This is a genomic window from Archaeoglobus veneficus SNP6 (genome assembly GCF_000194625.1).
GTDB classification, from domain to species: domain Archaea; phylum Halobacteriota; class Archaeoglobi; order Archaeoglobales; family Archaeoglobaceae; genus Archaeoglobus_C; species Archaeoglobus_C veneficus.
In genome coordinates this window covers 1,315,724-1,336,180 of the sequence record NC_015320.1, presented here as the reverse complement: position 1 = coordinate 1,336,180, position 20,457 = coordinate 1,315,724, and the positions used below count along the sequence as shown (strand labels likewise).

The window sequence follows — 20,457 nt, the reverse complement described above, 5'->3', positions numbered from 1 at the left end:
TGGCTGTGTGTACATGAACAGACTCATTGATATAGTAAAGGAGGGAGAAAGGGAAAACGTAGAGTTTAAGGAGTTCCTTACACCTTACCATCTGAAGGAGGACAGGTTTCAGGCCCTCGCATGTCAAATGAACCACAGAATTATAATGGGTAGAGGAAAAGCCCTCTACGTCGTTGGAGTTTCCGATTCTGGAGAACTCAGGGGCATAAGCAGGGAGCAACTCGATGAAACACTCTCCATTCTTGGAAAGATAGCCAGTGAAATAGGTGCTAAAATCGAGGTGGTTGAGGAGTACACAATAAACGATGGTTTCGTTGCGCTTGTTGAAATTGCCAAGAGTAGGGCGAAGGAGCACATTCTGATAGGTACTGCGGGCCATGTCGATCATGGAAAATCGACCCTTGTTGGTTCTCTCATTACAGGAACGCCAGACGATGGAGATGGAGCAACGAGAATTTACCTCGACGTGCTCAAGCACGAAATCGAAAGGGGGTTGAGCGCTGATCTGAGCTTTGCAGTCTTCGGATTTAAGGATGGCAGGGCCATCAAGATGAAGAACCCTCTGAACAAGAGCGAGAAGGCGTGGGTTGTGGAAAACGCAGACAAGCTCATATCTTTCGTCGATACCGTTGGCCACGAGCCCTGGCTTCGCACCACCATAAGGGGATTGCTGGGCCAGAAAATCGACTACGGTTTGCTCGTTGTTGCTGCGAACGATGGGGTTATGAGGACCACGAAGGAGCACCTCGGAATACTGCTCGCAATGGATCTGCCGGTTATAATAGCGATAACCAAGGCTGACATGGTGGAGGAGACGAGAGTGAAAGAGGTTGTATCTGAAGTATCCAAGCTCCTTCGCTCTGTTGGCAGGGTTCCTTACCTCGTCCATGGAGTCAGAGAAGCAAAGCACGCAGCAGAACTCGTGGCTGCGAAGCCAGTCGTGCCAATCATCGTAACTTCGGCCGTCACTCTTGAGGGATACGATGTGCTCGAAGCTCTGCTCTACAGGTTGCCCAAGCGCAGCGTGGCGAAGAGAGAATTCCTGATGTATATAGACAGACTCTATAAAGTTAGCGGTGTGGGAACTGTTGTAAGCGGAAGCGTAAAGTCAGGAGAACTGAGAGAGGGCGAGGAAGTATTCATCGGCCCGTTCCACGACGGGAGCTTTAAGAAGGTAAAGGTTCTGAGCATGGAGATGCACTATTACCGCGTGAGTAAAGCCGAAGCAGGAGATATCGTCGGCGTAGCCCTTAAAGGCGTCAGGCTGGATGAGCTGAGGAGGGGTATGGTTCTCGCAAAGCAGGAGCCGAGGGCTGTCTGGGAATTCGAAGCAGATGTCGTTGTTTTCACACATCCGACGAGAATAAAACCAGGCTACGAGCCGGTTATGCACGTGGAGACGATATCCGAGGCTGTGGTTTTTGAGGAGATGGACAGGGAGTATCTTAAGGCCGGTGACAGGGGCAGGGTCAGAATCAGGTTCAAGTACCACCCCCACTGCGTCTTTGAAGGTCAGAAGTTCATATTCAGGGAGGGCAGAAGCAAGGGTGTTGGAGAGATAAAGAGGATTTTCGATTGACTTATTTTTTGTCTTAATAAATTATAAATTTTAATTACTGAAAATTTTGCTGAACTTTGAAAAGCTTCTGGAAATTATATATCAGTGACACAAAGTTCACAGGAAATTTACAGCAATAACGACAAAATTCAGAAACTCTTAAATTTTCATTAAAGTCGTGTGGAATTCATGGAGGATTACGGGAGCTACTCGATCTCTATTGGAGAACGAAAGCGAAAAATCGGAAAAGTATGGGCAACGGTCGCTCTGATTCTGTTCGTTCTGGCAGTCGTGGCAGCGTCGTCCATCGTGGTGATAGACAGCACCGAAGTCGGAGTGGTGAAGATTCTCGGAAAGGTACAGGACGAGGAGCTTACAGAGGGTGTGCACATCGTAACTCCCTTCATAACCGAAGTGATAAGGATGCCGATATACGAGAAAACGATGGAACTCGTTGGAGAGAAACACATAAAGGCTCTGACCACTGAGGGATTGCCCGTTTACTTCGACATGGCGATTCAGTACAAGATAGAGCCCACGAAAGCCTCAGACGTCTACAAATCTCTGAAGAACTACGAGATCTGGATGGAAAACAGGATAAGAGCCAAGGCAAGAGACATAATCGCTCAGTACAAGGCAGATGACCTGTATACAGAACACAGAACCGCCGTTCAGGCTGAGTTCGAGAAAGAGATAGCCTCTGAATTCGAACCCTACGGAATAATAGTCACCGCCGTCCTCATAAGAAACATAGACCTGCCCGAAAGCGTTGAAAATGCTATTCAGGCAAAGATTCAGGCAAAGCAGGAAGCAGAGAGGATGCAGTTTGTCGTTCAGAAGGAAAAGCTTGAAGCAGAGAGAAAGAAGATAGAGGCTGAGGGTATTGCTGAAGCAAACAAAATAATCGGGCAGAGTCTTGAAAGAAACCCTCTTTACCTGCAGTGGTATTACCTGAAAACTCTGCAGGAGCTTGAGGGTAAGGAGGGAGACAAGATCATTATCATGCCTGTGCCATCTTCGATGATTCCCGGGGTAAACATAAGCGAGCCGGTAACAACGATGATTCTGCCGACGAAGTAGGAATACAATCGAGAATCGTTAAATAGTTATCATTCCAGTTTATTTTTTGATGATAAAAGTCGGCTGCTGCGGCTTCTGTGAGGCGATGAATAAGTACTTTCAGGATTTTAAACTCGTTGAGGTTCAGAAAACGTTTTACAAACCCCCAAAACCTGAAACTGCTGGAAAGTGGAGGAAAGATGCCCCCAGCGACTTTGAATTTACGGTCAAGGCGTGGCAGGTCATAACACATCCACCAGCGAGTCCCACCTTTCGAAAGGCTGGCATAAAGGCGAAGGACTGTGGCTTCTTCAAGCCAACCAGCGAAGTTTTCGATGCGTGGGAGGAGACGAAGAGAATCGCGGAGATTCTCGACGCGAGAGTAATTCTTTTCCAGACGCCTGCATCATTCAAAGAAACGCCTGAAAACGTGGAAAACATGAGACAATTTTTCAGTTCAATAGAGCGCGATTTCACCTTTGTCTGGGAGCCGAGAGGGTGGAGCAAGGAGGCTGTAAAGAAGGTCTGCGAGGAGCTAAACCTCGTCCACTGCGTTGATCCCTTTGTCGCGAAACCTTTGTATGGTGAAATTGCTTATCTCCGCCTCCACGGAACACACGTGAAGATGTACAGGCACAGGTATAGCGACGAGGAACTAGCTTACCTTCTAAATTTCTGCAGGGAGCTCAATAAGGAAATCTACGTGTTATTTAACAACGTTTACATGTGTGAGGATGCAAAACGCTTTATTTCTACGCTCAAGTTTGACTAAATTGGAAACTGTCTGGAACGATTTTCGGAAAATAGAGAGAGTAGCGTCAGATGATGGACATTGCATCCTCGCCAAACCTTACGGAGGGCGAAACCGTAAAGTCAACCTGCTTTACATCCTTCCCGAAACATTCTATTTTTTTAAGCACTTCGTAGATGTTGCCGTACAGCATCGCTTTAACGGGCTCTCCGTTGTAAAAGGCGTTCATGCACTCAACGCTGAAGTCACCGCTTATTGGGTTTGCAGTGTGCGCCCCGATCAGAGAATGGACGATGAGCGCCCCATCCTCAACATCTGATGAACGTTCGAATTCGAGTACGACGTTGCTGGGAGTTATTATAGGGTATGATGTTATCTCGTCTCTGAAGCCGTTTCCGGCTTCTATGCCCAGCAGGAGTGAGTTCCTGTAGTCGCTTATGAATGTTTTGAGTTCTCCCTTGTCGAATATCACTTTTCTGATCGATTTGCTGCCCTCGTCATCAAAAGGCACACTGTTAAGCCCCCTGGGAAGTGTTGCATCATCTACAACAGTCAGCTCTCCGTAAAACTCGCCCAATTTCAGGGGACTTCTGCCCTTCAGCACGTTCTCCGCTGACATTGCCTGATAAAGTGTATAGCTCAGAAGCTGGTTTAAGGCGAGCGGGGACAGTACAACGCTGCATTTTCTTTTCTCCAGCTTTGCAGGATTTCTGCTCTCAACAGCAAGTTCGGCTGCAGTCTTTCCTACGTATTCGAAGTCGAGCTTCATACTTCTGCTCTGAAAGTATTCGTAGGCACTGCTATCTTCACAAACAGCTTCAAGAAAAGCTGTGCATGAAGTTTCCTCTCTTTCCATCTCGAAGCCGGAGGAATTCTTTACCGCTGTAACAATTTTTTCAACCTCGATACTTCCAAATGCTGGATTTGCATTAATCGCTATGCATGGCGAAGTCATAGCCTCTGCAGCGTTCATGAGCCACTCGGCATCGACATCGTTGAATCTGCTGTCGTAAATTCCATCAACAGCCGTATATCCGCCTTCAGGAAATGAAGACAGTTCTTCTCCCGAAACCCTGGCAACTTTTACAGCCTTTTCGAATGCCTCATTAACATTGGGCGATGTCGCGAAACCGACTTTTCTGCCAACGATAACCCTCACTGCGTATCCTTCTTCAATCTCTTGGGCAACGTTCTTCACTTTCCCCCTTTCGATCAGAACAGCCTTCTTTTCAGTCTTTCTGTAAAAAATCTCCCATGCATCTGCGATGTCTTTTAGTCTGCCTGCTATGTCATCGATCATAGTTACGCCACCCCTCCGACTTTTGCCCTCACGAGGGAAGGTGGAGTCCCGTCAGCAACAGGAACGAGCTGGCCAGCCTTGCCACAGAATCCAGGATCAAATCTGAGCCCTTTTCCGAGCTTTATGTCTCGGAGTATGCTCAGAGTGTTTCCGGAAAGAGAAACATCTCTAACCGGCTCTGCAAGTTCCCCGTTTCTTATTAAATAGCCGTACTGGGCATTGAACTGGAAGTAGCCCGTTGCAGGATTTGTTTCTCCACCTCTCGAGCCAGCAAGAAATATGCCGTTCTTCGCTTCCTCAAGCAACTCCTCAAAGCTGAGTTCTCCATCGGCCATGAATGTGTTGCTCATTCTGACTATTGGCTCTGCAACACCCTGGGCTCTTGCATTTCCTGGCATTCCTCCAAGCTTTGCAGCAGTTTCTCTCGAGTGGAGGAAGCTCTTCAGCACGCCGTTCTCGACAATGACCTTCCTTTCTGCTCTGACTCCTTCGTCGTCGAATGGGTAAAATCCGAATTCGTTGATCGTGGGATCATCGTAGATGTTCACGTCCTCACAGGCAACCTTTTCACCAACTCTGCCAGCCAGAATCGTTGCGCCCTGCAAAACGTGGTCAGCTTCAACAGCATGCCCGAAAGCCTCGTGTATGAAGACGCCTCCAAGATCGGAATCCATTACCACGTTCATTTCACCGGATGGTGGTAGTTTCGCTTTCAGCAACTCTGCCAGTCTCTCTCTGACTTCGGTAGCTATGCAGAAAACACGGTCGTCGAATATCTCGTAGCCTGCTGGTTTCATGAGGCGTTTGGAGTAGAACTGCATAACGTCGTCCTTTGCGACAGCCTGGATGACTATGCCAGTTCTCGGAACTTCGTAATAGACTTCTACACCTGATGAGTCCACATAGCTGAACTTCCTGAGGTTTTCGATGTAGATTATTTTTGTGCTCACGATGTAATCTGCTCTGACCTCCTTTTCGATTTCCTTTATCAGCTCTACCTTTTCCTCAATGGAAATGTCAGCAGGGTTCTTTTTAACCTTCATAACGAACTTTCCACCCTCTCCAGCATCGACTATTCCTGCATCACCCTTTCCAGTGGCGTTTTTTGCAGCCCTCTCAATACCTTCTTCATCGGAAACGTTTCCAGAAAAAATACCCCAGAAACCGTTTTTCAGAACTCTGAAGCCTTTATTAGATGAGCGTTCAAATTTTGGTTTCTCAACTTTCCCGTTTTCGAGATTGAGGACGAGAGAGGTTGATTCTACCTTTCTTACGTCGTAGAATTCCACTACATCCATGAGTCCCATCTCCAGCATGCTTTCAGTGATGTAGGCAGTAATAAAAAGCTTCTTAAGCACCCTCTGGAATACTGCCTTTCGTGATTACCATAGTAGACTACGGCGTCGGAAACCTCAGGAGCATACACAAGGCAATTGAGTTCGTTGGTGGAAATGCAGTGGTGACATCTGATGCCGGAGTAATAGAAGAGGCAGATGCAATAGTACTGCCCGGCGTTGGAGCGTTCAAACCTGCAATGGACAGGCTCAAGTCCTTTGAAAAGCTGATAAAGGATGCAAACGTGCCTGTTATGGGTATATGCCTCGGAATGCAGCTCTTTGCAACAGAGAGCGAGGAAGGGGGGCTTTACGAGGGACTCGACGTGATTCCGGGAAGAGTTGTTAAGTTTCCGGCAGATGTTGGCAAAATCCCGCACATGGGCTGGAATCAGATAAAAATACACGTCGAGCATCCGTTGCTTGAGGGTGTGAAGGACGGGAGTTACGTATACTTCGTCCACTCCTATCACATGAAGACAGACAGCGAACACGTGCTTTCAACGACTGACTACGGCATTGAGTTCGTTTCAGCGGTTTTCAGGGATAACTTCGTTGGCTTCCAGTTCCATCCGGAAAAAAGTGGGAGAGAGGGTTTGAAGATAATCAAGAACTTCGTGAAGCTTGCGGGCAAGTAGCTGCAGGCAGGCTAAAATGAGAGCTCTGTACAGGGAACTCGGCCTTTCGGCAAGAGAGGCTGCCGAGGTTACAGGCGAGGTAGTGGAGATAATCGCACAAAGGCTGCCTGATATCACTGCTATAGAAAAGCTCGCAGACAGATTTGAAGGAAAAAAGCTCTGCTTTGCCCTGCTGCTCCTCGGCAGGCTTGCGGGAATGAGCTTTGCCCTTTCAAATCCGGAGAAAGCGAGGGCAATACTTGCAGATTTTTCGAGGCTGATTTCTACCCTCGAGAAGGAAGGAATGGAAAACCTCGTCCGACTTCTTGAAGAGGAGATTCTTGAGGAAGTGTATGCTGAAGTAGACAAGCTGAAAGATGTAGTATAGTTCTTTTTCACATTCTCGTGTTGTGGTAGAAACGAGAAAGAATGTAGAGTAAAAAAGGGCAGAACTTACAAAGGGCACTAGTCCAATTACATATATCCGTGGTGCAGGAGGTCTATAAGCTCGCTCGGGAGGTCGTACTCCTTTATCCTGTCTTCCACGTCTTTTTTACTATACTCGAAGTCGTCGAAGGCAACGTACATGTTGTCGGTATCTATGATTGCAAAACTCGGCTTTGAATCCTTTATCGGCTGGAAGCCTGCGCTTCCCGGACATACGACCTTCCCGTACCTCGTTTCTGCGATGAATGGTATTGGGCCTGCTACAACGAGCATCTCGTATTTTCGGAGGGGTGCGAGAAGGCTTTCGTAGTATGAGGTCGGCATCTTTGGCTTAACGTCCTCTCCTGTCGGGTTGAAGGGTTCGCCGTAGACGAAGAGAATTTCATTTTTTTCTCCGAATTTTTCGATGATAAATGCCGGAACATCGTTTCTCAGCCAGCTCCTTCCATCTTTTCCAAGCATCTCCCAGTTCCACTCGATCATTCTTATTACGAAATCCGGATGGTCCTCCCTGAGCCTTTCTTTCTCATCTTCTTCCAGCTCTCTCCATTTGGCAATCAGATGGTCGTACTTGCCCCTAACGGGAAAGATGTTCTCCGCACTGCTTATGAACTGGTAAACCTCCTTTGGATAGGGCATCAGGCCGAAAACGCCGAGAACGTAGATTTTGTTTATCTCTTCTCCCTTTTCCCTCAACCTCTCGATTTTTGAAAGAGCCGAGGCGAGGGCCAGCAAATTACCATGAAGGTTCGAAATTACAGCCACCTGCATAATTATTCCTTGCCAGGCCGGTATATAAAGCTTGGTCTTCTCTTTTCGCGGTAACCTGTTTATGCATAGACTCACTATGCCAATCCTTTCATCCGGTAGTATGGCTGAAGCGAAAGATTTTTGAAAAAAGGGCAGATTAGCGCTATGCTCGACATTGTGGTCGCGAAGCTTCTCTACCTGCTGAAAAACGTTATTCCAGTTCTTGTAATCGCGATTGTAATTGCCAACATCCTGAGCGAGTTTGGAGTTATAAGGAGAATTTCCTTCATATTCAAACCCCTTATAAGGTTCGCGAACCTCTCGGAGGAATCTGCTCTGGCGGTAGTGACCTATCTTGCCAGCGGAAGTGCAGCAATGGCCATGCTTGCCGGGTTTCGTGAGCAGAGAGTTATAAGCGAGAGGGAAACAGTCATTGCTGCCTTCGTCAGCAGCTTCTTCAGCTTCGTGAACCATCTTTTTGTTTACTTCATTCCCGTTGTAATCCCGCTCCTCGGCCTTACAGCCGGCATGCTATACATCACGGCAAGACTCTTCGTGAGCATGTGCGTCACAGCAACGGCCGTAATTGCCGGGCACTTCCTGCTTTCCGGAGAGGTGAGGGCGAGGGTTAATAACAAAACGGAAGCCAACGAAAGAACACCGGAGGAGAAGATTAGGGCGGGGTTGAAGCAGGCGTGGAATGTTCTAAAGAAGATTTTGCCCAGGCTCGTTGTTGTGTATGTGATTACCGCACTGCTGAACGCCTACGGATTCTTCGAACCCCTAAAGGAGATACACGTGGGAGGTTTCCCAGGCGAAGCTTCGGCAATAATCGCTGTTGGACTTGCAGACACCACAAGTGCTTTTGCCCTTGCAGGCTCTATGCTGGCGGAGGGCATGCTCACCCCTGTTGAAGCCGTCTCTGCACTGCTGCTCACGAGCATAGTGACGATGTCCGTCGTCCTCGTCCGCCACTCGCTGCCAGGGAGAATAGCGTACTTTGGAGTCAAGCTGGGCTTCAAAATTGCAGTTCTGAGCGCACTCCTGAACGTAACCTACACAATCGTTGCCCTCGCACTACTGCTTTATCTTACATAGTTAAAGTTAAAAAGACACGCAGTTAAATCTCAGCAGTGCCGGAGCTAAATTCGAACCTTTACACAATATTTGCTGTGACCCTGATGGGTGTTATAGGCGTGTCTATCCTCACTCCTGCATTTCCCCAGATAGGTGCTGCACTTGGTATTGGTAGAGCCGAGGTGGCGATGCTCGTTACAGCCTTCACACTTCCCGGCATCTTCTTCGCCCCCCTGATGGGAATTCTCGCAGATAGATATGGCAGAAAGAAAGTCCTCGTTCCGTCTCTCTTTCTATTTTCCATCGCTGGAACGCTCTGCGCTTTTGCAGACTTCAAAACCATGCTTTTGCTGCGATTCATTCAGGGAATAGGCGGCTCAGCTTTGACTGCCCTTTCTGCAACCATGATTGGAGACATCTACGAGGGGATCGAGAGGGCAAGAATACTTGGCTACAACGCCAGCGTTCTCACAATCGGAATTACTGCCTATCAGGCTATAGGAGGGATTCTCGCTTACTTTGACTGGAGATATCCCTTTCTCACTTTTGGCATTGCAATTCCTGTCGGAATTGCTGCAATGCTCATGCCCCATCCCGATGTGAGAAGTTCAACACCAATATCTTCGTACTTCAGGGGGATGGCAAGAGTGGTCAGCGGAAGGTTGCTCTTCGAGTTTGCATCAGGTGCAGCAGTCTTTATAATTCTCTACGGGGCTTTCCTCACGTTTCTGCCGTTCCTGCTCAAGGAGAAATTCATGGCCAACAGCATTATGATAAGTGCCGTACAGGCGTCCATGTCTGCCTTTACGGCAATTTTTTCCTATAGGCTTGCGCATCTGGTAGAACGCTTTGGAAGCATTGGAGCAATAAAAGCGGGTTTTGCAGCCTACTGTATTTCAATGCTCGTGATACCATTTCTACCCTCGTACTACCTGTTCTTTGCCGCAGCGCTCCTCTTTGGCTTTGCTCATGGCTCGGTTCTGCCAGCACTTCAAAACCTTGTCATTTCAACTGCTCCGAATGAACACAGAGCTGCGGTTATGACTGCCTACGGTTCAACGATAAGGATTGGTCAGACCACCGGCCCACTGGTCTTCGGACTACTCTCTCTCAACGCAGTGTTTGTAGTGGCGGCACTTATAGCGTTCTCGTTCTTTCTTGCATACAATTTCATCGATAAGAAATTTCAAAAGGGTTTTATCCAGGCATCGTAACCAATACTATGATGAAAAAATGGCCAGTTCTCGTTCTGGCGATCGCAGTCATGCTTACGCTCTGCGTATCGCATGAGGCGAATAAGACCACACCTGATGTAGGAGACTCGACTCCCACACAGATTATCGTTTTCGAAGACGATGGAGTGTGGAAGGCGCAGATTATCATTACGCTCCCAAACCCGTGCCACAAAATAGAGTTTCTCGGTGTTGAAAGGGAAGGGAACACCTTCATAATCTCCTTCAGGCACACGCCACCGAAGCCCGACGAAATTTGCATACAGGTTTTGCAGAAATACAACAAAACACTGGAACTCGGAAAATTGGAGAAGGGTGACTACAGGGTTGTTGTTAAAATCAATGATGTGGATGTGAAAGAGCTACCATTCAAAGTGAAAGATTAAAATACTTCGCTACTTGCAACCATGTATCATGCCCTACAGCGATAAATACTGGCAAAAAGAGGAGGTAATGCCTCCAAAAGAGATCGAAGAGCTCCAGTTCAAAAGACTGAAGTGGGTAATCAGGCACGCGTACGATAACGTTCCGTTCTATAGGCAGAGGCTGAAAAAAGCGGGCGTTCACCCCGATGACATAAAGCGGAGGGAAGACATAGCGAAGATTCCCTTCACGACCAAGGAGCACCTGAGGGAAAACTACCCGTTCGGCCTTTTTGCGGTTCCAAAGGAGAAGATCATCAGGATACACACTTCCAGCGGGACATCGGGCAAGCCGAAAGTCGTTGGATACACCCGCAGCGACTTGGAGAACTGGATAAACATGGTTGCAAGGTGCCTGTACATGGTAGGGGTCAGGGAGAGAGATGTCTTCCAGAACATGGTGAGCTACACGTTCTTTACCGGCGGTCTCGGCTTTCACTATGCTGCCGAGCTCATCGGAGCGATGGTTGTGCCCGCAGGAACGGGAAACACCGAGAGGCAGATAAGGTACATGCTCGATTTTGGGACGACTGTAATTCACGCAACGCCGAGCTATGCGATGCACATCAAGGAAGTTGCGGAAGCGATGGGCATAAAGCCGGATGAAATAGGCCTAAAAATTGGCTGTTTTGGAGCCGAGCCGTGGAGTGATAACACCCGCAAGAGACTTGAAGATGCCTTTGGCCTGAAAGCGTACGACTCCTACGGCTTAAGCGAGATGAACGGGCCGGGAGTTGCTTTTGAGTGTGAGGAGCAGAACGGTCTTCACATCTGGGCCGACCACTACTTCATAGAGATCGTTGACGAAGAGGGTAATCCCGCTGCGGAGGGTGAGAAGGGCGAACTCGTGCTGACTCCGCTCACAAAGGAAGCTTTGCCCCTGCTGAGATATAAGACGGGCGATATAACGTTCATAATGGACGACGAGTGCTCATGCGGGCGCACACATCCAAAGATTCACCGCATCCTTGGCAGGGCGGACGACATGATAGTTGTCAGGGGTATAAACGTCTTCCCGAGCCAGATAGAGCATGTACTCATGCAGATTCCGGAGGTCGGCGACCACTTTCAGGTTGTAATCACCCGGAGAGGTTCGTTGGACGAGCTTACGGTTAGGGTGGAGGTCAGGGATGAAATCTTCACAGGGGAACTCGCGGACCTGGATAAAATCAGGCAAAAGGTCCAGAGGGAACTGCAGAAGGAACTTGGCCTGAGAACGAACGTCGAGCTCGTTGAGAAGGGTACCTTGGAGCGCTTCGTGGGGAAGGCCAAGCGCGTGCTGGATTTGAGGGAGGAGGTGTGATGTTTTGCCTTTTTTACCCGTTTACTTTTCCTCCCACGTGTGGGATTTAACGAGGCTATGGAGAAAAAATGCTCACGGAAACATCGATTACAACCATGTGAAATCAGATAAAACAAGGACGTCTAACCAGAGAACCTGCAACACGAGCAGTCCATTCTGGAGAGGTAAAAATGATCGAGTTTACACATCACGCAAGAGAAAAACTCAGAGAAAGAAGAATAACAGTTGAAGAAATAGAAGAGACATTAAATGATCCAGAGTTCCGGTATTTTGATGTCAAGACGGAAACTTCATTGCTGTAAAAAAGAGAACTATGAAAAATCACTATCTTATCGTCGCTACAACGTGGCTGATGAAAAGCTTAAAGTTGTTACAGTTATAGACACTTCAAAAGGAATCGAGTTCGTCAGGAAGAGAGTTGATTCGGGAAGGTGGTTGAAGATATGAAAGTTAGATACGATCCAGAGGCAGACATCCTTTACATCTTAATTAAGGAGGGGGAGGTTAAGGATACCGTTGAGGTAGGAGAAGACGTTTTCATCGAATACGGAGAGGATGAGGAGATCATTGGCATTGAGATCTGGCAGGCCAGGAAGTCGGTGATACCCGGTATTGTTGAGTATATTGAGAAGGCAAAGACGGCTGTTAAGGCGTGACTACACATTTTCTGGTAGAAGTAACTTGTCAACTTTACTCAATTAGTGAACCTTCAAGAAATCTGAAAGAGGGGCCTTTCATTCTCGACCACTCGAAGCGAGCTCAAGCTCTATATCCAGTTCAGTCTTTATCCCGATCCTGTGTAAGGCTTCGTTTGCCTCCTGTATGCTGTTGCAGCCTTTTACAGCCTTTGCCATTGGATTTAATTCGTAGAGCTTCTTGGCGTCAATGAAGAAGGCGAGGGCGTTGAGAATGGAAACCTCGATTTCATATCCGTCCCATATCGTATACACTCCATTATAGCCGAGTGCAGCGAGAAGCGGAACTCGAGACGCTTCGGTCTCAATTCTCTCAACGAGAGGATAGATTCGTGATGCGGTCTTTCTGTCTATCAGAATCGCTCCGATCAATCCACCGTTAGCGGCAAGCTCGCTGAGGTAGCCTTCGATCTCTTTCCTGCTCAACTCCCCATCGCTTCCAAAGCCCACCACCGCCACGATTGAGTTGAGGGGCGAAAGGGCAGCAATCATCAAAGCATCGCTCAGTGGGCTGACAAGACCTTTTTCACTCCCTCTCGCGAGCGCATCTCCTCCAGCATCTACACCAATAATAATCTCAATGTCCTCTTCTCTGGCGAACTCCCTGATACTTCTTGTCAGGCGCGCAACACCCTTCGTTATGTCCACACCCACCGCATTTCCTGCGATTTCTGCAACTTCCGCAACTATTGGCTTTAATCTGCCAATTTTAGCCCCCTTCATCCACGCGAGACACTCGTTTATAACTTCTGCATTCTCAATTTCCTCTATACTCCTCGGGCCAGGCTTTGGATCTCTGCGGAAGCGTTCCCACACAACACCGCCGCAGATGTAATCTATTCCGTATTCTTTTAGCATCTCTCCGATGACAAAGGCGCTTACCACATCTCCTCCGCCACCGATGCCGATGAGCATAACTCTGTTCGCTTCGAGGACTGAGAGCATGATGGGTGTTTGTGGGCTGCATATATGAACAATTCCGTATTCCACTAAGTTGTCTCATCATAATAGTCATTGTCATTTTTATTCAGGTTTTATAATCTTATTGCATAAAAGAACCAAAATGCTTAAATATGATTGTGTCGGACATATGTAGGACAATGTCGGACACACGTCACCCACGTGTGAGGCGGTGAGATGGCGGTCGTATGGCGGGTGTCGGACGCAAGTGTGACCTTGCGGGACACCCGTGTAGACGGCGGGGGGCTGCGATGAGAAAGATCTCCATAAGACTGACAGACCAGCACTACGAAATGCTCGAGGCTTTGGTGATGGCGGGAGAGTACGCCTCGGTCAGCGAAGCAATTAGAGATGCTATTCGGCGCCTCCTGGCGGAGAAGGTTGAAGTTATTGAGAGGAGCCAGAGACTCGGCTCCTTTACGTAGGTGATTTAAATGAAATCGTTCGTTAGTAAGGCCCAGGCATTTTACGAAAAGGAAAGGGCAAACAGGCGGGAAAACTTCGACATTGAAGAATTTGGAATGCCAAAAATCGTTGTTGTTGGCTGTGGCGGGAGCGGGAACAACACAGTAAACAGGCTGAAAAACATAGGTGTTGATGGCGTAACGACAATTGCAATCAATACAGACAAACAGCACCTGATGATGATAAAGGCGGACAAAAAAGTCCTTATAGGCAGGAGCCTCACGAAGGGGCTTGGAGCTGGTGGATATCCTGAAATAGGCAGAAAAGCTGCGGAGCTTGCGAGGGGCACCTTTGAAGAGCTGTTAAGTGGGGCAGACCTCGTTTTCGTCTGCGCCGGTATGGGTGGTGGAACTGGAACGGGCTCTGCTCCGGTTGTGGCGGAGATTGCGAAGAAGCAGGGTGCGATAGTCATCGGAATGGTGCAGACACCCTTCAGAGTAGAAAGGGCGAGAATTCTGAAGGCTGAGGAGGGCCTCGAAGAGCTCAGAAAGCATGCAGACACTGTCGTGGTTCTTGACAACAACAAGCTGCTCGAATACGTCCCCAACCTCCCCATTGAGCAGGCCTTCAGCGTCATGGATCAGCTCGTTGCAGAAACGATTAAGGGCATATCTGACACCATAACAAAGCCCTCGCTTATGAACATCGATTTTGCGGATGTTAGAGCTGTGATGGGGCATGGTGGAGTTGCAGTCATGCTCGTTGGTGAGGCGAAGTCTCAGAACAAGGCGAAGGAAGTCGTTAGAGATTGCCTGAACCACCCGCTGCTGGATGTCGATTACAGGGGAGCAACTGGGGCGCTTATACACATATCTGGCGGCCCCGATTTGACCATAAAGGAGGCTGAAGAGATAGTCGAGAACCTCACTTTCGAAATCGACGCTGGAGCTAACGTAATATGGGGAGCAAGGATCGAGAGAGAGCTTGAGGGCATCGTGAAAGTTATGGCCATAATGACAGGAGTACAGTCGCCGAACATCCTCGCTTGTGAGGAAGAACTTGAGACTGTTGAAGAGAAGCCGGTCGAGAAGGTTGAATCCTTCAATGGCAGAAAGATTCACAGAAACGCTACGAAGGTTAAACCTCTCAGGCCAAAGGTAAGCGTGATGGGCATAGATGTTCTGTAAACTTTTTCTTTTTTTACTTCCATTTTTATCGCATGATTGTTGAGATCTCAGTTGTGCCCATCGGTGTTGGTGAATCCCTGAGCAGCTATGTCAGTGAAGCACTGAAGGTTATCAGGGAAAAGGGGGTGAAGTATCAGCTAAACCCCATGGGCACCGTGCTCGAAGTGGACAGCTTTTCGGAGCTTGGAGAGCTGCTGGATGAGATAAGATGCCGGCTGGAAGAGATGGGTGCTCCGAGAATCTACGTCGTAGTGAAGGCAGACTGGAGAAAGAAAGCTACGGACATGGAGCACAAGGTGAAGGCGGTCGAAGAGAAATTAAGAAGTTGAGAACGCTCAGAACTCAATACCCTCATCACTGCTCAGAGGGGTCCATTCATCATCGCTGTAGTGAGTGCACTCCTGTGCTATTTCTCATTTTCGATATAGTTTTCGATATAGGTTAATAGTTAAATATATATTCTTGTTTTTCGAAGATTGTGCATGCGGGCAGGGGACATGATTATAACCGTTCTTTCAGTCGTTTTATTTGCTTTATGCGTATACCTCAACCCGTCCATCGAGCCACTTATACTTGTTGCAGTATTTGCCATCCTTTCTACCCTGCCCTATCACGTTAAGAATTCCAGAATAAGGTTTTTCGGCTACTTCTTCTTCGGTGCGTGCGTTTACTGGACAGTCGGCAGGTTACTCACACATCCTGAAATGCTCGGTGACTTCACCTTTATCCTCACTCTCTCTATGGCCAACGCCACTGGGGCAATAATTTCGACTATCGAGAGAAGCGAGCATGCGTACTCCTATTCAATTGCCGCAGTTGCAGCGTATCCGTCCAGCTTTCTGATGGCCTACACGTACTCGTATCCGGATGTCTCCACACTCCTTGTCTTGATTCTCGTAACACTCTCGGCAATGTGGATCTACTTCTTTCAGGGGCTTAAGGGCCCGCAAATGGGTGTCAGAGAGGGAATAGTTCAATCCATCGAAACAGCTCTCCTCACGGTACCTATTTTTCTACTTCTCATAGTGATTCCCTGGCTCATATACCACGTAATGGAGATTAACCCCACCAGCGTAGGTCTCTACATATTCAGGTACGTTCTGCTGTCCTTCATCACTGCATCGGCAGCATGCATACTGCGAGACTTCGTTACGTACCTTGGGGGCTACAAAAGAGATTACAGAAATGGGAGAGCAGTGTTCATAAAAGGTAGGTCTTCGTAAACTCTCTCAGCAAAACCGTTGCGTAGCAGCCCTTTGGCAGGTAGAATGAGAACAACCCGTCCTCGTAAGTGAAATCGGAGAAGGGCATGTCCGCAACGCGGTAGCTCCCCTTCGAGGAGAATTCTCTGTGTTCGTGCCTGAAGTCTTCCAGGCGTATACCATCTTCATCGAGGATTTCCTCCACCTTCTCCTTGACCCAGCCCTTCATTTTCGTTTCGTAACCGGGCAGCGGGAGAGCAAGATATGCTCTCTTTTGGGAAATCAGAAACTCCACCCGCTTTCTGTTTGCATTTACGAAGCTAAATTCATCTTTCAATTCGGGGAAGCTCTCAGCGAAGGATACAAAGCCAACGCAGTCTCCCTCCTGCACGACTTTAAGGTTTCCAAATTCTTCTATGCGGGTGGTGAGCAGGCGGTTGAAAACGTAGGATTGGTATGCGTGAACGAACATCAGCTTCAGATTTTTTGGAAGAGCGAGTAACGCCCTCTCCTCGTCTTTTCCCTCTCTGAGTCCCTGGAGCAGAATTCTCTCGTATCTCAGGTATGATGGGAATTCTCTGAGCCCGAGCTTGGCGTCGCGGGTATTCCAGAGTTCCTCCCTTATTTTCCTGATGTCCTCTCTTTCTCCTTCGAAGGGCTTTGCGACGTACGTCCAGAAGGCGTTCTCGTATTCCCGCTTGAGGATGTACTTTCCGACCTCATGGGTTATAAAGCGGATGGTTCCGAAGCGCTGCAGGCCAAAGAAGTTTGGCGTCCCTTTTTCATCCAGCTCTTTCAGCGTGGACTCGACTATGCGGCCATCCCTCGCATCGTGAACCCTTATTCTGAACTTGTTGCCGAGGAGATCGCCGAGGTCAATTCCTCTGTTTGACCTGCCGACGATTTCGATTTCGGCGTCCTTTATTCTGATGTTCTTTAACCTCTCGATATCTTCCTCGCCGAGTTTGCTTATGCTGAAGTACTGGACGCTTATGGCTCTCTTGTCCTTTGTTCCGGCGTATTCAACTCTTTTCTGGCTTATTCCGAGCTTTTTTGCCAGAACCCTCGCGAAGTTGAGAGTGTCCCAGTTAACCTTCTTAACTCTGATTATGACGTAATGTCCCTCATCGCTGAGCTTGAGTTTCGCGACCTCTTCGACGTAGAAATCCTCTGGGCTCTCCTTTATCCTTCCGCCCATGCCCGGCGTTGAGGTAATGTAGCAGCCTATGCCGACTCTTTCTTCGATGTCCATCTCTTCCTGCTTGGTCTGAAGGGTATAATTTTGTTTCCAATGGAGTTGAGGAGTAGTATTATTAAGCTGCCAGCCTGACTTCTATCGTGGATGTAGTGATCGTAAGGTATGGTGAACTTGGGCTAAAAGGAAAATTGAGGAGGAGGTTCGAAGACATCCTCGTTGGCAATATAAAGAGAGTTATGAAGGTTGAGGGCTTCTCTGGGGAAATTTCGAGAGAGTGGGGGAGAATATACATCCATTCCGATAGCGAGGAGCTTGCGAGAAGGGTGGCAAAGATATTTGGTGTTGTTTCAACGAGCGTTGCTGCGAAATGCAGGGCTGAACTCGACGAGATTGCGGAGCTTGCGGTTACGATGGCAGGCAGCATCGAGAGAAGCTTTGCTGTGAGGGCGAGGAGAGCAGGAGTTCACGATTTCACATCGATGGATGTTGCGAAAACTGCTGGAAAGGCGATAAAGGAAGCAACTGGGGCAAAGGTCAATCTGGAAAACCCCGACGTGGAGATATTCATTGAAGTGAGGGACGACGTTGCGTATGTATATACTGCTATATTCAGGGGGTATGGAGGGCTCCCGGTGGGGACGCAGGAGAGAGTTCTTGCCGTTGGCAACCCCCTTGCTGCGTGGTATGCGCTGAGGAGGGGGTGCGACGTAGACGTCGAAAGTGAGGAAAAGGCCGAACTCCTGCGTCCATGGGCGTGCTACAGGCGCATAAACGTTGTACCTATCGAAGGCTCTACAGGCGAAAAGCTCTCCAGGGCATTTGATATGAATTATCCGGGGATTTTCTGTTCCTTACTGGCTCACGAGCTCTCGGAATATATTGATTTGCTTAAAAAACGTAAAATGCCCGTTTTTATGCCCCTTCTTCCATTTACACCTTCGGAGGTTGAGGAAAAGATCAGGGAAATATGGGGAGGAAAATGAAGGTTCAGATATTTGGCGCCGGGGCAATTGGATGTTTATTTGGCTACTTCATTCAGAAAGCCGGATTTGACGTTGTTTTCGTTGCGAGGGGGAAGCAGCTTGAGGCTTTACAGAAAGAACTTCGCATAACTGGGTTGATCGACGACAGCATATCCATCGACGCAAGGCGGTATGCATGCAAGGCGGATGTGACTTTCGTTACGGTGAAGAGCTACGACACCCAAACCGCTGCAGAACAGCTTGCGGGAAAAACTGAAGTCGTTTGCACAGTCCAGAACGGAATTGGAAATGAGGATATCCTTACGGAAAAGGTGGATAACGTGGTTGGAGGTGTAACAAGCTATGCAGCAAACCTCGTTGACTACGGCGTTGTTTGCTATGCGGGCGAGGGAATTACGTATCTCGGCGACTGGAAGGGAGAAGGAGCAAGTGTTGTTGCCGAAATTCTGAAGAAGGCCGGGATGAATGTAGAGGTTGTGGAAGATATAGAAAGAAAGAAGTGGGAAAAAGCTGTTATAAATGCGACAATTAATCCTCTTACCGCACTTCTTAGGGTTGAAAATGGAAAGATAGTCGAGATTGAGGATGTGTGGAATGTCGCTGAATCGATTGCAAAGGAATGTGAGGAAGTTATGAAGGCGATGGGCTATAAACTCAACGCGGTTGAGCTGGTTAGGGAGGTGGCAACAAAAACTGCCAGAAACAGATCGTCTATGCTTCAGGACATCGAAAGAGGAAGAAGAACGGAAATAGAAGCTATAACAGGAGAAATCGTGAGGAAAGCAAAGGAGCTTGGAGTTGAAACTCCCGTCAACGAATTAATGCTGAGGCTTGTGAGGGGGCTGGAATGCTCGATATTATCTTCTTAGCGGCGATGCCCGTCTCGGAGCTTAGAGGGGCGATACCTCTGGCACTGTACAGAGGATATCCACCGCTCGAAGCCTACGCTATAGCCGTAGCCGGGAACCTTATACCAGTCCCGATTCTGCTACTTCTACTCCATCACATCAGAACAATTGCATTTAAATGGAAGTTTACAGCCCGCGCACTCTCGTGGGTTGAGAAGAGAACCCTTAAAAGGCGGGGTTTGATTGACAGATACGGCTACTTTGGGCTTACTCTCTTTGTTGCAATTCCCATGCCCGTCACGGGGGCTTGGACAGGAGCATTGCTTGCAACTCTCCTGAATCTCAGTCCCGGAAAGGCGCTTGTCTTTATTTCTGCTGGGGTGCTTGTAGCCGGAGTTATCGTCACTCTTACGACTATCGGGGCGTTTAATGCTATTATTTAGATGGAATATATTGTTGAAAAATAATTGGAATTCTGATTTTAAAACTTTTTTCCTTTAACTATTAATCCCCTGAATGAATATGGCTGATAGCACATGCCAAAAAGCTTTAAAACCTTCAGCAGATTTACAACTGGTGTTTGATATGCAGGCAGATATTCCAGCGAAGGACATAATGACAAGGGAGGTCTGCACAGGCAACCCAGACGAGACACTTTTTAGTGCCGCAAAAAGGATGCTTGAGTTCGGTGTAGGGAGCATAGTCGTGGTTGAAGACCACAAGCCTCTGGGAATCGTAACTGAGAAAGATATTCTCGAAAAAGTCGTAGCTAAAAACAGAACGCCTTCCGAGGTAAAACTTAAGGAAATTATGAGTTACCCCCTTATCACGATCAAGCCTACAACCTCTGTAAGGGAAGCTGCTGACATTATGCTCAAAAGAGGGATCAGGCGTCTTCCGGTTATAGATGATGGAGACCTGATCGGAATTGTTACGGATACAGATATACTTGGCGTAAGTCTCGATCTTGGAGAGCTGATGGGTCTTGTCAGAGAGCGCTCCTTTGGCTCATTTAACTTTGTTGAAGAAATGGGCGGGAAGTGTGAGCGCTGTGGACGCTTTTCTGAACACCTTATAGAAGTTGACGGTTTGAAGTTGTGTGAGGACTGTGCGGAGACCTTTGGCTAAT

25 protein-coding genes are annotated in these 20,457 nt (G+C 48.1%); 20 read left to right on the top strand and 5 right to left on the bottom strand.

Annotated elements, in window-relative coordinates:
• Window positions 1-13: 13 nt before the first annotated feature.
• From ARCVE_RS07475 to ARCVE_RS07465, 3 genes are all read left to right on the top strand, one after another.
• Window positions 14-1,579, top strand: a complete 1,566-nt coding sequence (locus ARCVE_RS07475) for a GTPBP1 family GTP-binding protein (protein ID WP_013684165.1) — start codon at window positions 14-16, stop codon at window positions 1,577-1,579.
• A gap of 168 nt (window positions 1,580-1,747) precedes the next feature.
• A complete protein-coding gene (locus ARCVE_RS07470; RefSeq protein WP_013684164.1) occupies window positions 1,748-2,638 on the top strand; it encodes a prohibitin family protein in 891 nt (296 codons plus the stop codon).
• 49 nt (window positions 2,639-2,687) lie between these two features.
• Complete coding sequence (locus ARCVE_RS07465; protein ID WP_013684163.1) at window positions 2,688-3,389, top strand: DUF72 domain-containing protein; 702 nt, start codon at window positions 2,688-2,690, stop codon at window positions 3,387-3,389.
• 46 nt (window positions 3,390-3,435) lie between these two features.
• Here the strand turns inward: ARCVE_RS07465 and ARCVE_RS07460 are convergent, their stop codons facing one another.
• Window positions 3,436-4,668, bottom strand: a complete 1,233-nt coding sequence (locus ARCVE_RS07460; protein ID WP_013684162.1) for a TldD/PmbA family protein — start codon at window positions 4,666-4,668, stop codon at window positions 3,436-3,438.
• Window positions 4,669-4,670: 2 nt separating this feature from the next.
• Window positions 4,671-5,984 (bottom strand): TldD/PmbA family protein, encoded by a 1,314-nt coding sequence (locus ARCVE_RS07455; protein ID WP_232215788.1) that lies wholly within the window; start codon window positions 5,982-5,984, stop codon window positions 4,671-4,673.
• A gap of 62 nt (window positions 5,985-6,046) precedes the next feature.
• Here ARCVE_RS07455 and hisH point away from each other — a divergent pair, with 62 nt between their 5' ends.
• Both hisH and ARCVE_RS07445 read left to right on the top strand, forming a co-directional pair.
• Window positions 6,047-6,640 carry an imidazole glycerol phosphate synthase subunit HisH gene (gene hisH / locus ARCVE_RS07450; RefSeq protein WP_013684160.1) on the top strand — a complete coding sequence of 198 codons (594 nt, stop codon included), beginning with the start codon at window positions 6,047-6,049 and terminating at the stop codon, window positions 6,638-6,640.
• 16 nt (window positions 6,641-6,656) lie between these two features.
• The gene (locus tag ARCVE_RS07445) at window positions 6,657-7,007 is read left to right on the top strand and encodes a hypothetical protein (RefSeq protein ID WP_013684159.1); all 351 of its coding nucleotides are present in this window, start codon (window positions 6,657-6,659) and stop codon (window positions 7,005-7,007) included.
• A gap of 86 nt (window positions 7,008-7,093) precedes the next feature.
• Here ARCVE_RS07445 and ARCVE_RS07440 read toward each other — a convergent pair whose 3' ends face one another.
• Entirely contained in the window at window positions 7,094-7,837 is a 744-nt protein-coding gene (locus ARCVE_RS07440) for a metallophosphoesterase family protein (RefSeq protein ID WP_013684158.1), read from the bottom strand.
• A 144-nt stretch (window positions 7,838-7,981) separates the two neighbouring features.
• On the opposite strand from ARCVE_RS07440, the gene ARCVE_RS07435 reads away from it, so the two are divergent.
• The 7 genes from ARCVE_RS07435 to ARCVE_RS07415 all read left to right on the top strand — a co-directional run bounded on the left by ARCVE_RS07435 (window position 7,982) and on the right by ARCVE_RS07415 (window position 12,506).
• A complete protein-coding gene (locus ARCVE_RS07435; RefSeq protein ID WP_013684157.1) occupies window positions 7,982-8,914 on the top strand; it encodes a nucleoside recognition domain-containing protein in 933 nt (310 codons plus the stop codon).
• A 35-nt stretch (window positions 8,915-8,949) separates the two neighbouring features.
• The gene (locus ARCVE_RS07430; RefSeq protein WP_013684156.1) at window positions 8,950-10,107 is read left to right on the top strand and encodes an MFS transporter; all 1,158 of its coding nucleotides are present in this window, start codon (window positions 8,950-8,952) and stop codon (window positions 10,105-10,107) included.
• An 8-nt stretch (window positions 10,108-10,115) separates the two neighbouring features.
• A complete protein-coding gene (locus tag ARCVE_RS07425; RefSeq protein ID WP_013684155.1) occupies window positions 10,116-10,511 on the top strand; it encodes a hypothetical protein in 396 nt (131 codons plus the stop codon).
• A 28-nt stretch (window positions 10,512-10,539) separates the two neighbouring features.
• A complete protein-coding gene (locus tag ARCVE_RS07420; protein WP_013684154.1) occupies window positions 10,540-11,850 on the top strand; it encodes a phenylacetate--CoA ligase family protein in 1,311 nt (436 codons plus the stop codon).
• Window positions 11,851-12,020: 170 nt separating this feature from the next.
• A complete protein-coding gene (locus tag ARCVE_RS11815; RefSeq protein ID WP_156786037.1) occupies window positions 12,021-12,152 on the top strand; it encodes a DUF4258 domain-containing protein in 132 nt (43 codons plus the stop codon).
• Window positions 12,124-12,297, top strand: coding sequence for a hypothetical protein (locus tag ARCVE_RS11525; RefSeq protein WP_198001992.1), 174 nt, complete (start codon window positions 12,124-12,126; stop codon window positions 12,295-12,297). The genes ARCVE_RS11815 and ARCVE_RS11525 overlap by 29 nt, the downstream gene beginning before the upstream one ends.
• Window positions 12,294-12,506 (top strand): DUF2283 domain-containing protein, encoded by a 213-nt coding sequence (locus tag ARCVE_RS07415; RefSeq protein ID WP_013684153.1) that lies wholly within the window; start codon window positions 12,294-12,296, stop codon window positions 12,504-12,506. The genes ARCVE_RS11525 and ARCVE_RS07415 overlap by 4 nt, the downstream gene beginning before the upstream one ends.
• Before the next feature lie 78 nt (window positions 12,507-12,584).
• On the opposite strand, the gene ARCVE_RS07410 is transcribed toward ARCVE_RS07415, so the two are convergent.
• Window positions 12,585-13,490 (bottom strand): DUF1152 domain-containing protein, encoded by a 906-nt coding sequence (locus ARCVE_RS07410; protein ID WP_013684152.1) that lies wholly within the window; start codon window positions 13,488-13,490, stop codon window positions 12,585-12,587.
• Between the two features lie 266 nt (window positions 13,491-13,756).
• On the opposite strand from ARCVE_RS07410, the gene ARCVE_RS07405 reads away from it, so the two are divergent.
• The 4 genes from ARCVE_RS07405 to ARCVE_RS07390 all read left to right on the top strand — a co-directional run bounded on the left by ARCVE_RS07405 (window position 13,757) and on the right by ARCVE_RS07390 (window position 16,320).
• Window positions 13,757-13,930: a ribbon-helix-helix domain-containing protein gene (locus ARCVE_RS07405; RefSeq protein WP_156786036.1), complete on the top strand. Its 174-nt coding sequence runs from the start codon at window positions 13,757-13,759 to the stop codon at window positions 13,928-13,930.
• Between the two features lie 9 nt (window positions 13,931-13,939).
• Window positions 13,940-15,097 (top strand): cell division protein FtsZ, encoded by a 1,158-nt coding sequence (gene ftsZ, locus ARCVE_RS07400; protein WP_013684150.1) that lies wholly within the window; start codon window positions 13,940-13,942, stop codon window positions 15,095-15,097.
• Window positions 15,098-15,129: 32 nt separating this feature from the next.
• Window positions 15,130-15,426 (top strand): MTH1187 family thiamine-binding protein, encoded by a 297-nt coding sequence (locus ARCVE_RS07395; RefSeq protein WP_013684149.1) that lies wholly within the window; start codon window positions 15,130-15,132, stop codon window positions 15,424-15,426.
• 153 nt (window positions 15,427-15,579) lie between these two features.
• On the top strand, window positions 15,580-16,320 hold the full coding sequence (locus tag ARCVE_RS07390) for a hypothetical protein (RefSeq protein ID WP_013684148.1): 741 nt from the start codon (window positions 15,580-15,582) through the stop codon (window positions 16,318-16,320).
• Here ARCVE_RS07390 and truD read toward each other — a convergent pair.
• Window positions 16,298-17,551, bottom strand: a complete 1,254-nt coding sequence (gene truD / locus ARCVE_RS07385) for a tRNA pseudouridine(13) synthase TruD (RefSeq protein ID WP_013684147.1) — start codon at window positions 17,549-17,551, stop codon at window positions 16,298-16,300. The two genes, ARCVE_RS07390 and truD, sit on opposite strands and share 23 nt — an antisense overlap.
• Window positions 17,552-17,637: 86 nt before the next feature.
• Here truD and ARCVE_RS07380 point away from each other — a divergent pair, with 86 nt between their 5' ends.
• The 4 genes from ARCVE_RS07380 (at window position 17,638) to ARCVE_RS07365 (ending at window position 20,456) form a co-directional block, all read left to right on the top strand.
• A complete protein-coding gene (locus ARCVE_RS07380; RefSeq protein WP_013684146.1) occupies window positions 17,638-18,480 on the top strand; it encodes a THUMP domain-containing protein in 843 nt (280 codons plus the stop codon).
• Window positions 18,477-19,349, top strand: a complete 873-nt coding sequence (locus tag ARCVE_RS07375; protein ID WP_048086236.1) for a ketopantoate reductase family protein — start codon at window positions 18,477-18,479, stop codon at window positions 19,347-19,349. Before ARCVE_RS07380 ends, ARCVE_RS07375 begins: the two co-directional genes overlap by 4 nt.
• Complete coding sequence (locus ARCVE_RS07370) at window positions 19,328-19,771, top strand: COG2426 family protein (RefSeq protein WP_013684144.1); 444 nt, start codon at window positions 19,328-19,330, stop codon at window positions 19,769-19,771. The genes ARCVE_RS07375 and ARCVE_RS07370 overlap by 22 nt, the downstream gene beginning before the upstream one ends.
• A gap of 142 nt (window positions 19,772-19,913) precedes the next feature.
• Complete coding sequence (locus ARCVE_RS07365) at window positions 19,914-20,456, top strand: CBS domain-containing protein (RefSeq protein ID WP_013684143.1); 543 nt, start codon at window positions 19,914-19,916, stop codon at window positions 20,454-20,456.
• The last annotated feature ends 1 nt before the right edge of the window (window position 20,457 follow it).

Bases quoted from the DNA above. Each gene is read 5' to 3' on its own strand.
- ARCVE_RS07395 (WP_013684149.1), top strand. From the start codon at position 15,130: ATGATTGTTGAGATCTCAGTTGTGCCCATCGGTGTTGGTGAATCCCTG.
- ARCVE_RS07375 (WP_048086236.1), top strand. From the start codon at position 18,477: ATGAAGGTTCAGATATTTGGCGCCGGGGCAATTGGATGTTTATTTGGC.
- ARCVE_RS07425 (WP_013684155.1), top strand. From the start codon at position 10,116: ATGATGAAAAAATGGCCAGTTCTCGTTCTGGCGATCGCAGTCATGCTT.
- ARCVE_RS07460 (WP_013684162.1), bottom strand. From the start codon at position 4,668: ATGATCGATGACATAGCAGGCAGACTAAAAGACATCGCAGATGCATGG.
- ARCVE_RS07470 (WP_013684164.1), top strand. From the start codon at position 1,748: ATGGAGGATTACGGGAGCTACTCGATCTCTATTGGAGAACGAAAGCGA.
- ARCVE_RS07390 (WP_013684148.1), top strand. From the start codon at position 15,580: ATGCGGGCAGGGGACATGATTATAACCGTTCTTTCAGTCGTTTTATTT.
- ARCVE_RS07440 (WP_013684158.1), bottom strand. From the start codon at position 7,837: ATGCAGGTGGCTGTAATTTCGAACCTTCATGGTAATTTGCTGGCCCTC.
- ARCVE_RS07370 (WP_013684144.1), top strand. From the start codon at position 19,328: ATGCTCGATATTATCTTCTTAGCGGCGATGCCCGTCTCGGAGCTTAGA.
- ARCVE_RS11525 (WP_198001992.1), top strand. From the start codon at position 12,124: ATGTCAAGACGGAAACTTCATTGCTGTAAAAAAGAGAACTATGAAAAA.
- ftsZ (WP_013684150.1), top strand. From the start codon at position 13,940: ATGAAATCGTTCGTTAGTAAGGCCCAGGCATTTTACGAAAAGGAAAGG.
- ARCVE_RS07420 (WP_013684154.1), top strand. From the start codon at position 10,540: ATGCCCTACAGCGATAAATACTGGCAAAAAGAGGAGGTAATGCCTCCA.
- ARCVE_RS07410 (WP_013684152.1), bottom strand. From the start codon at position 13,490: ATGCTCTCAGTCCTCGAAGCGAACAGAGTTATGCTCATCGGCATCGGT.
- ARCVE_RS11815 (WP_156786037.1), top strand. From the start codon at position 12,021: ATGATCGAGTTTACACATCACGCAAGAGAAAAACTCAGAGAAAGAAGA.
- ARCVE_RS07455 (WP_232215788.1), bottom strand. From the start codon at position 5,984: ATGCTGGAGATGGGACTCATGGATGTAGTGGAATTCTACGACGTAAGA.
- ARCVE_RS07445 (WP_013684159.1), top strand. From the start codon at position 6,657: ATGAGAGCTCTGTACAGGGAACTCGGCCTTTCGGCAAGAGAGGCTGCC.
- truD (WP_013684147.1), bottom strand. From the start codon at position 17,551: ATGGACATCGAAGAAAGAGTCGGCATAGGCTGCTACATTACCTCAACG.
- ARCVE_RS07415 (WP_013684153.1), top strand. From the start codon at position 12,294: ATGAAAGTTAGATACGATCCAGAGGCAGACATCCTTTACATCTTAATT.
- ARCVE_RS07475 (WP_013684165.1), top strand. From the start codon at position 14: ATGAACAGACTCATTGATATAGTAAAGGAGGGAGAAAGGGAAAACGTA.
- ARCVE_RS07365 (WP_013684143.1), top strand. From the start codon at position 19,914: ATGCAGGCAGATATTCCAGCGAAGGACATAATGACAAGGGAGGTCTGC.
- ARCVE_RS07435 (WP_013684157.1), top strand. From the start codon at position 7,982: ATGCTCGACATTGTGGTCGCGAAGCTTCTCTACCTGCTGAAAAACGTT.
- ARCVE_RS07405 (WP_156786036.1), top strand. From the start codon at position 13,757: ATGAGAAAGATCTCCATAAGACTGACAGACCAGCACTACGAAATGCTC.
- ARCVE_RS07465 (WP_013684163.1), top strand. From the start codon at position 2,688: ATGATAAAAGTCGGCTGCTGCGGCTTCTGTGAGGCGATGAATAAGTAC.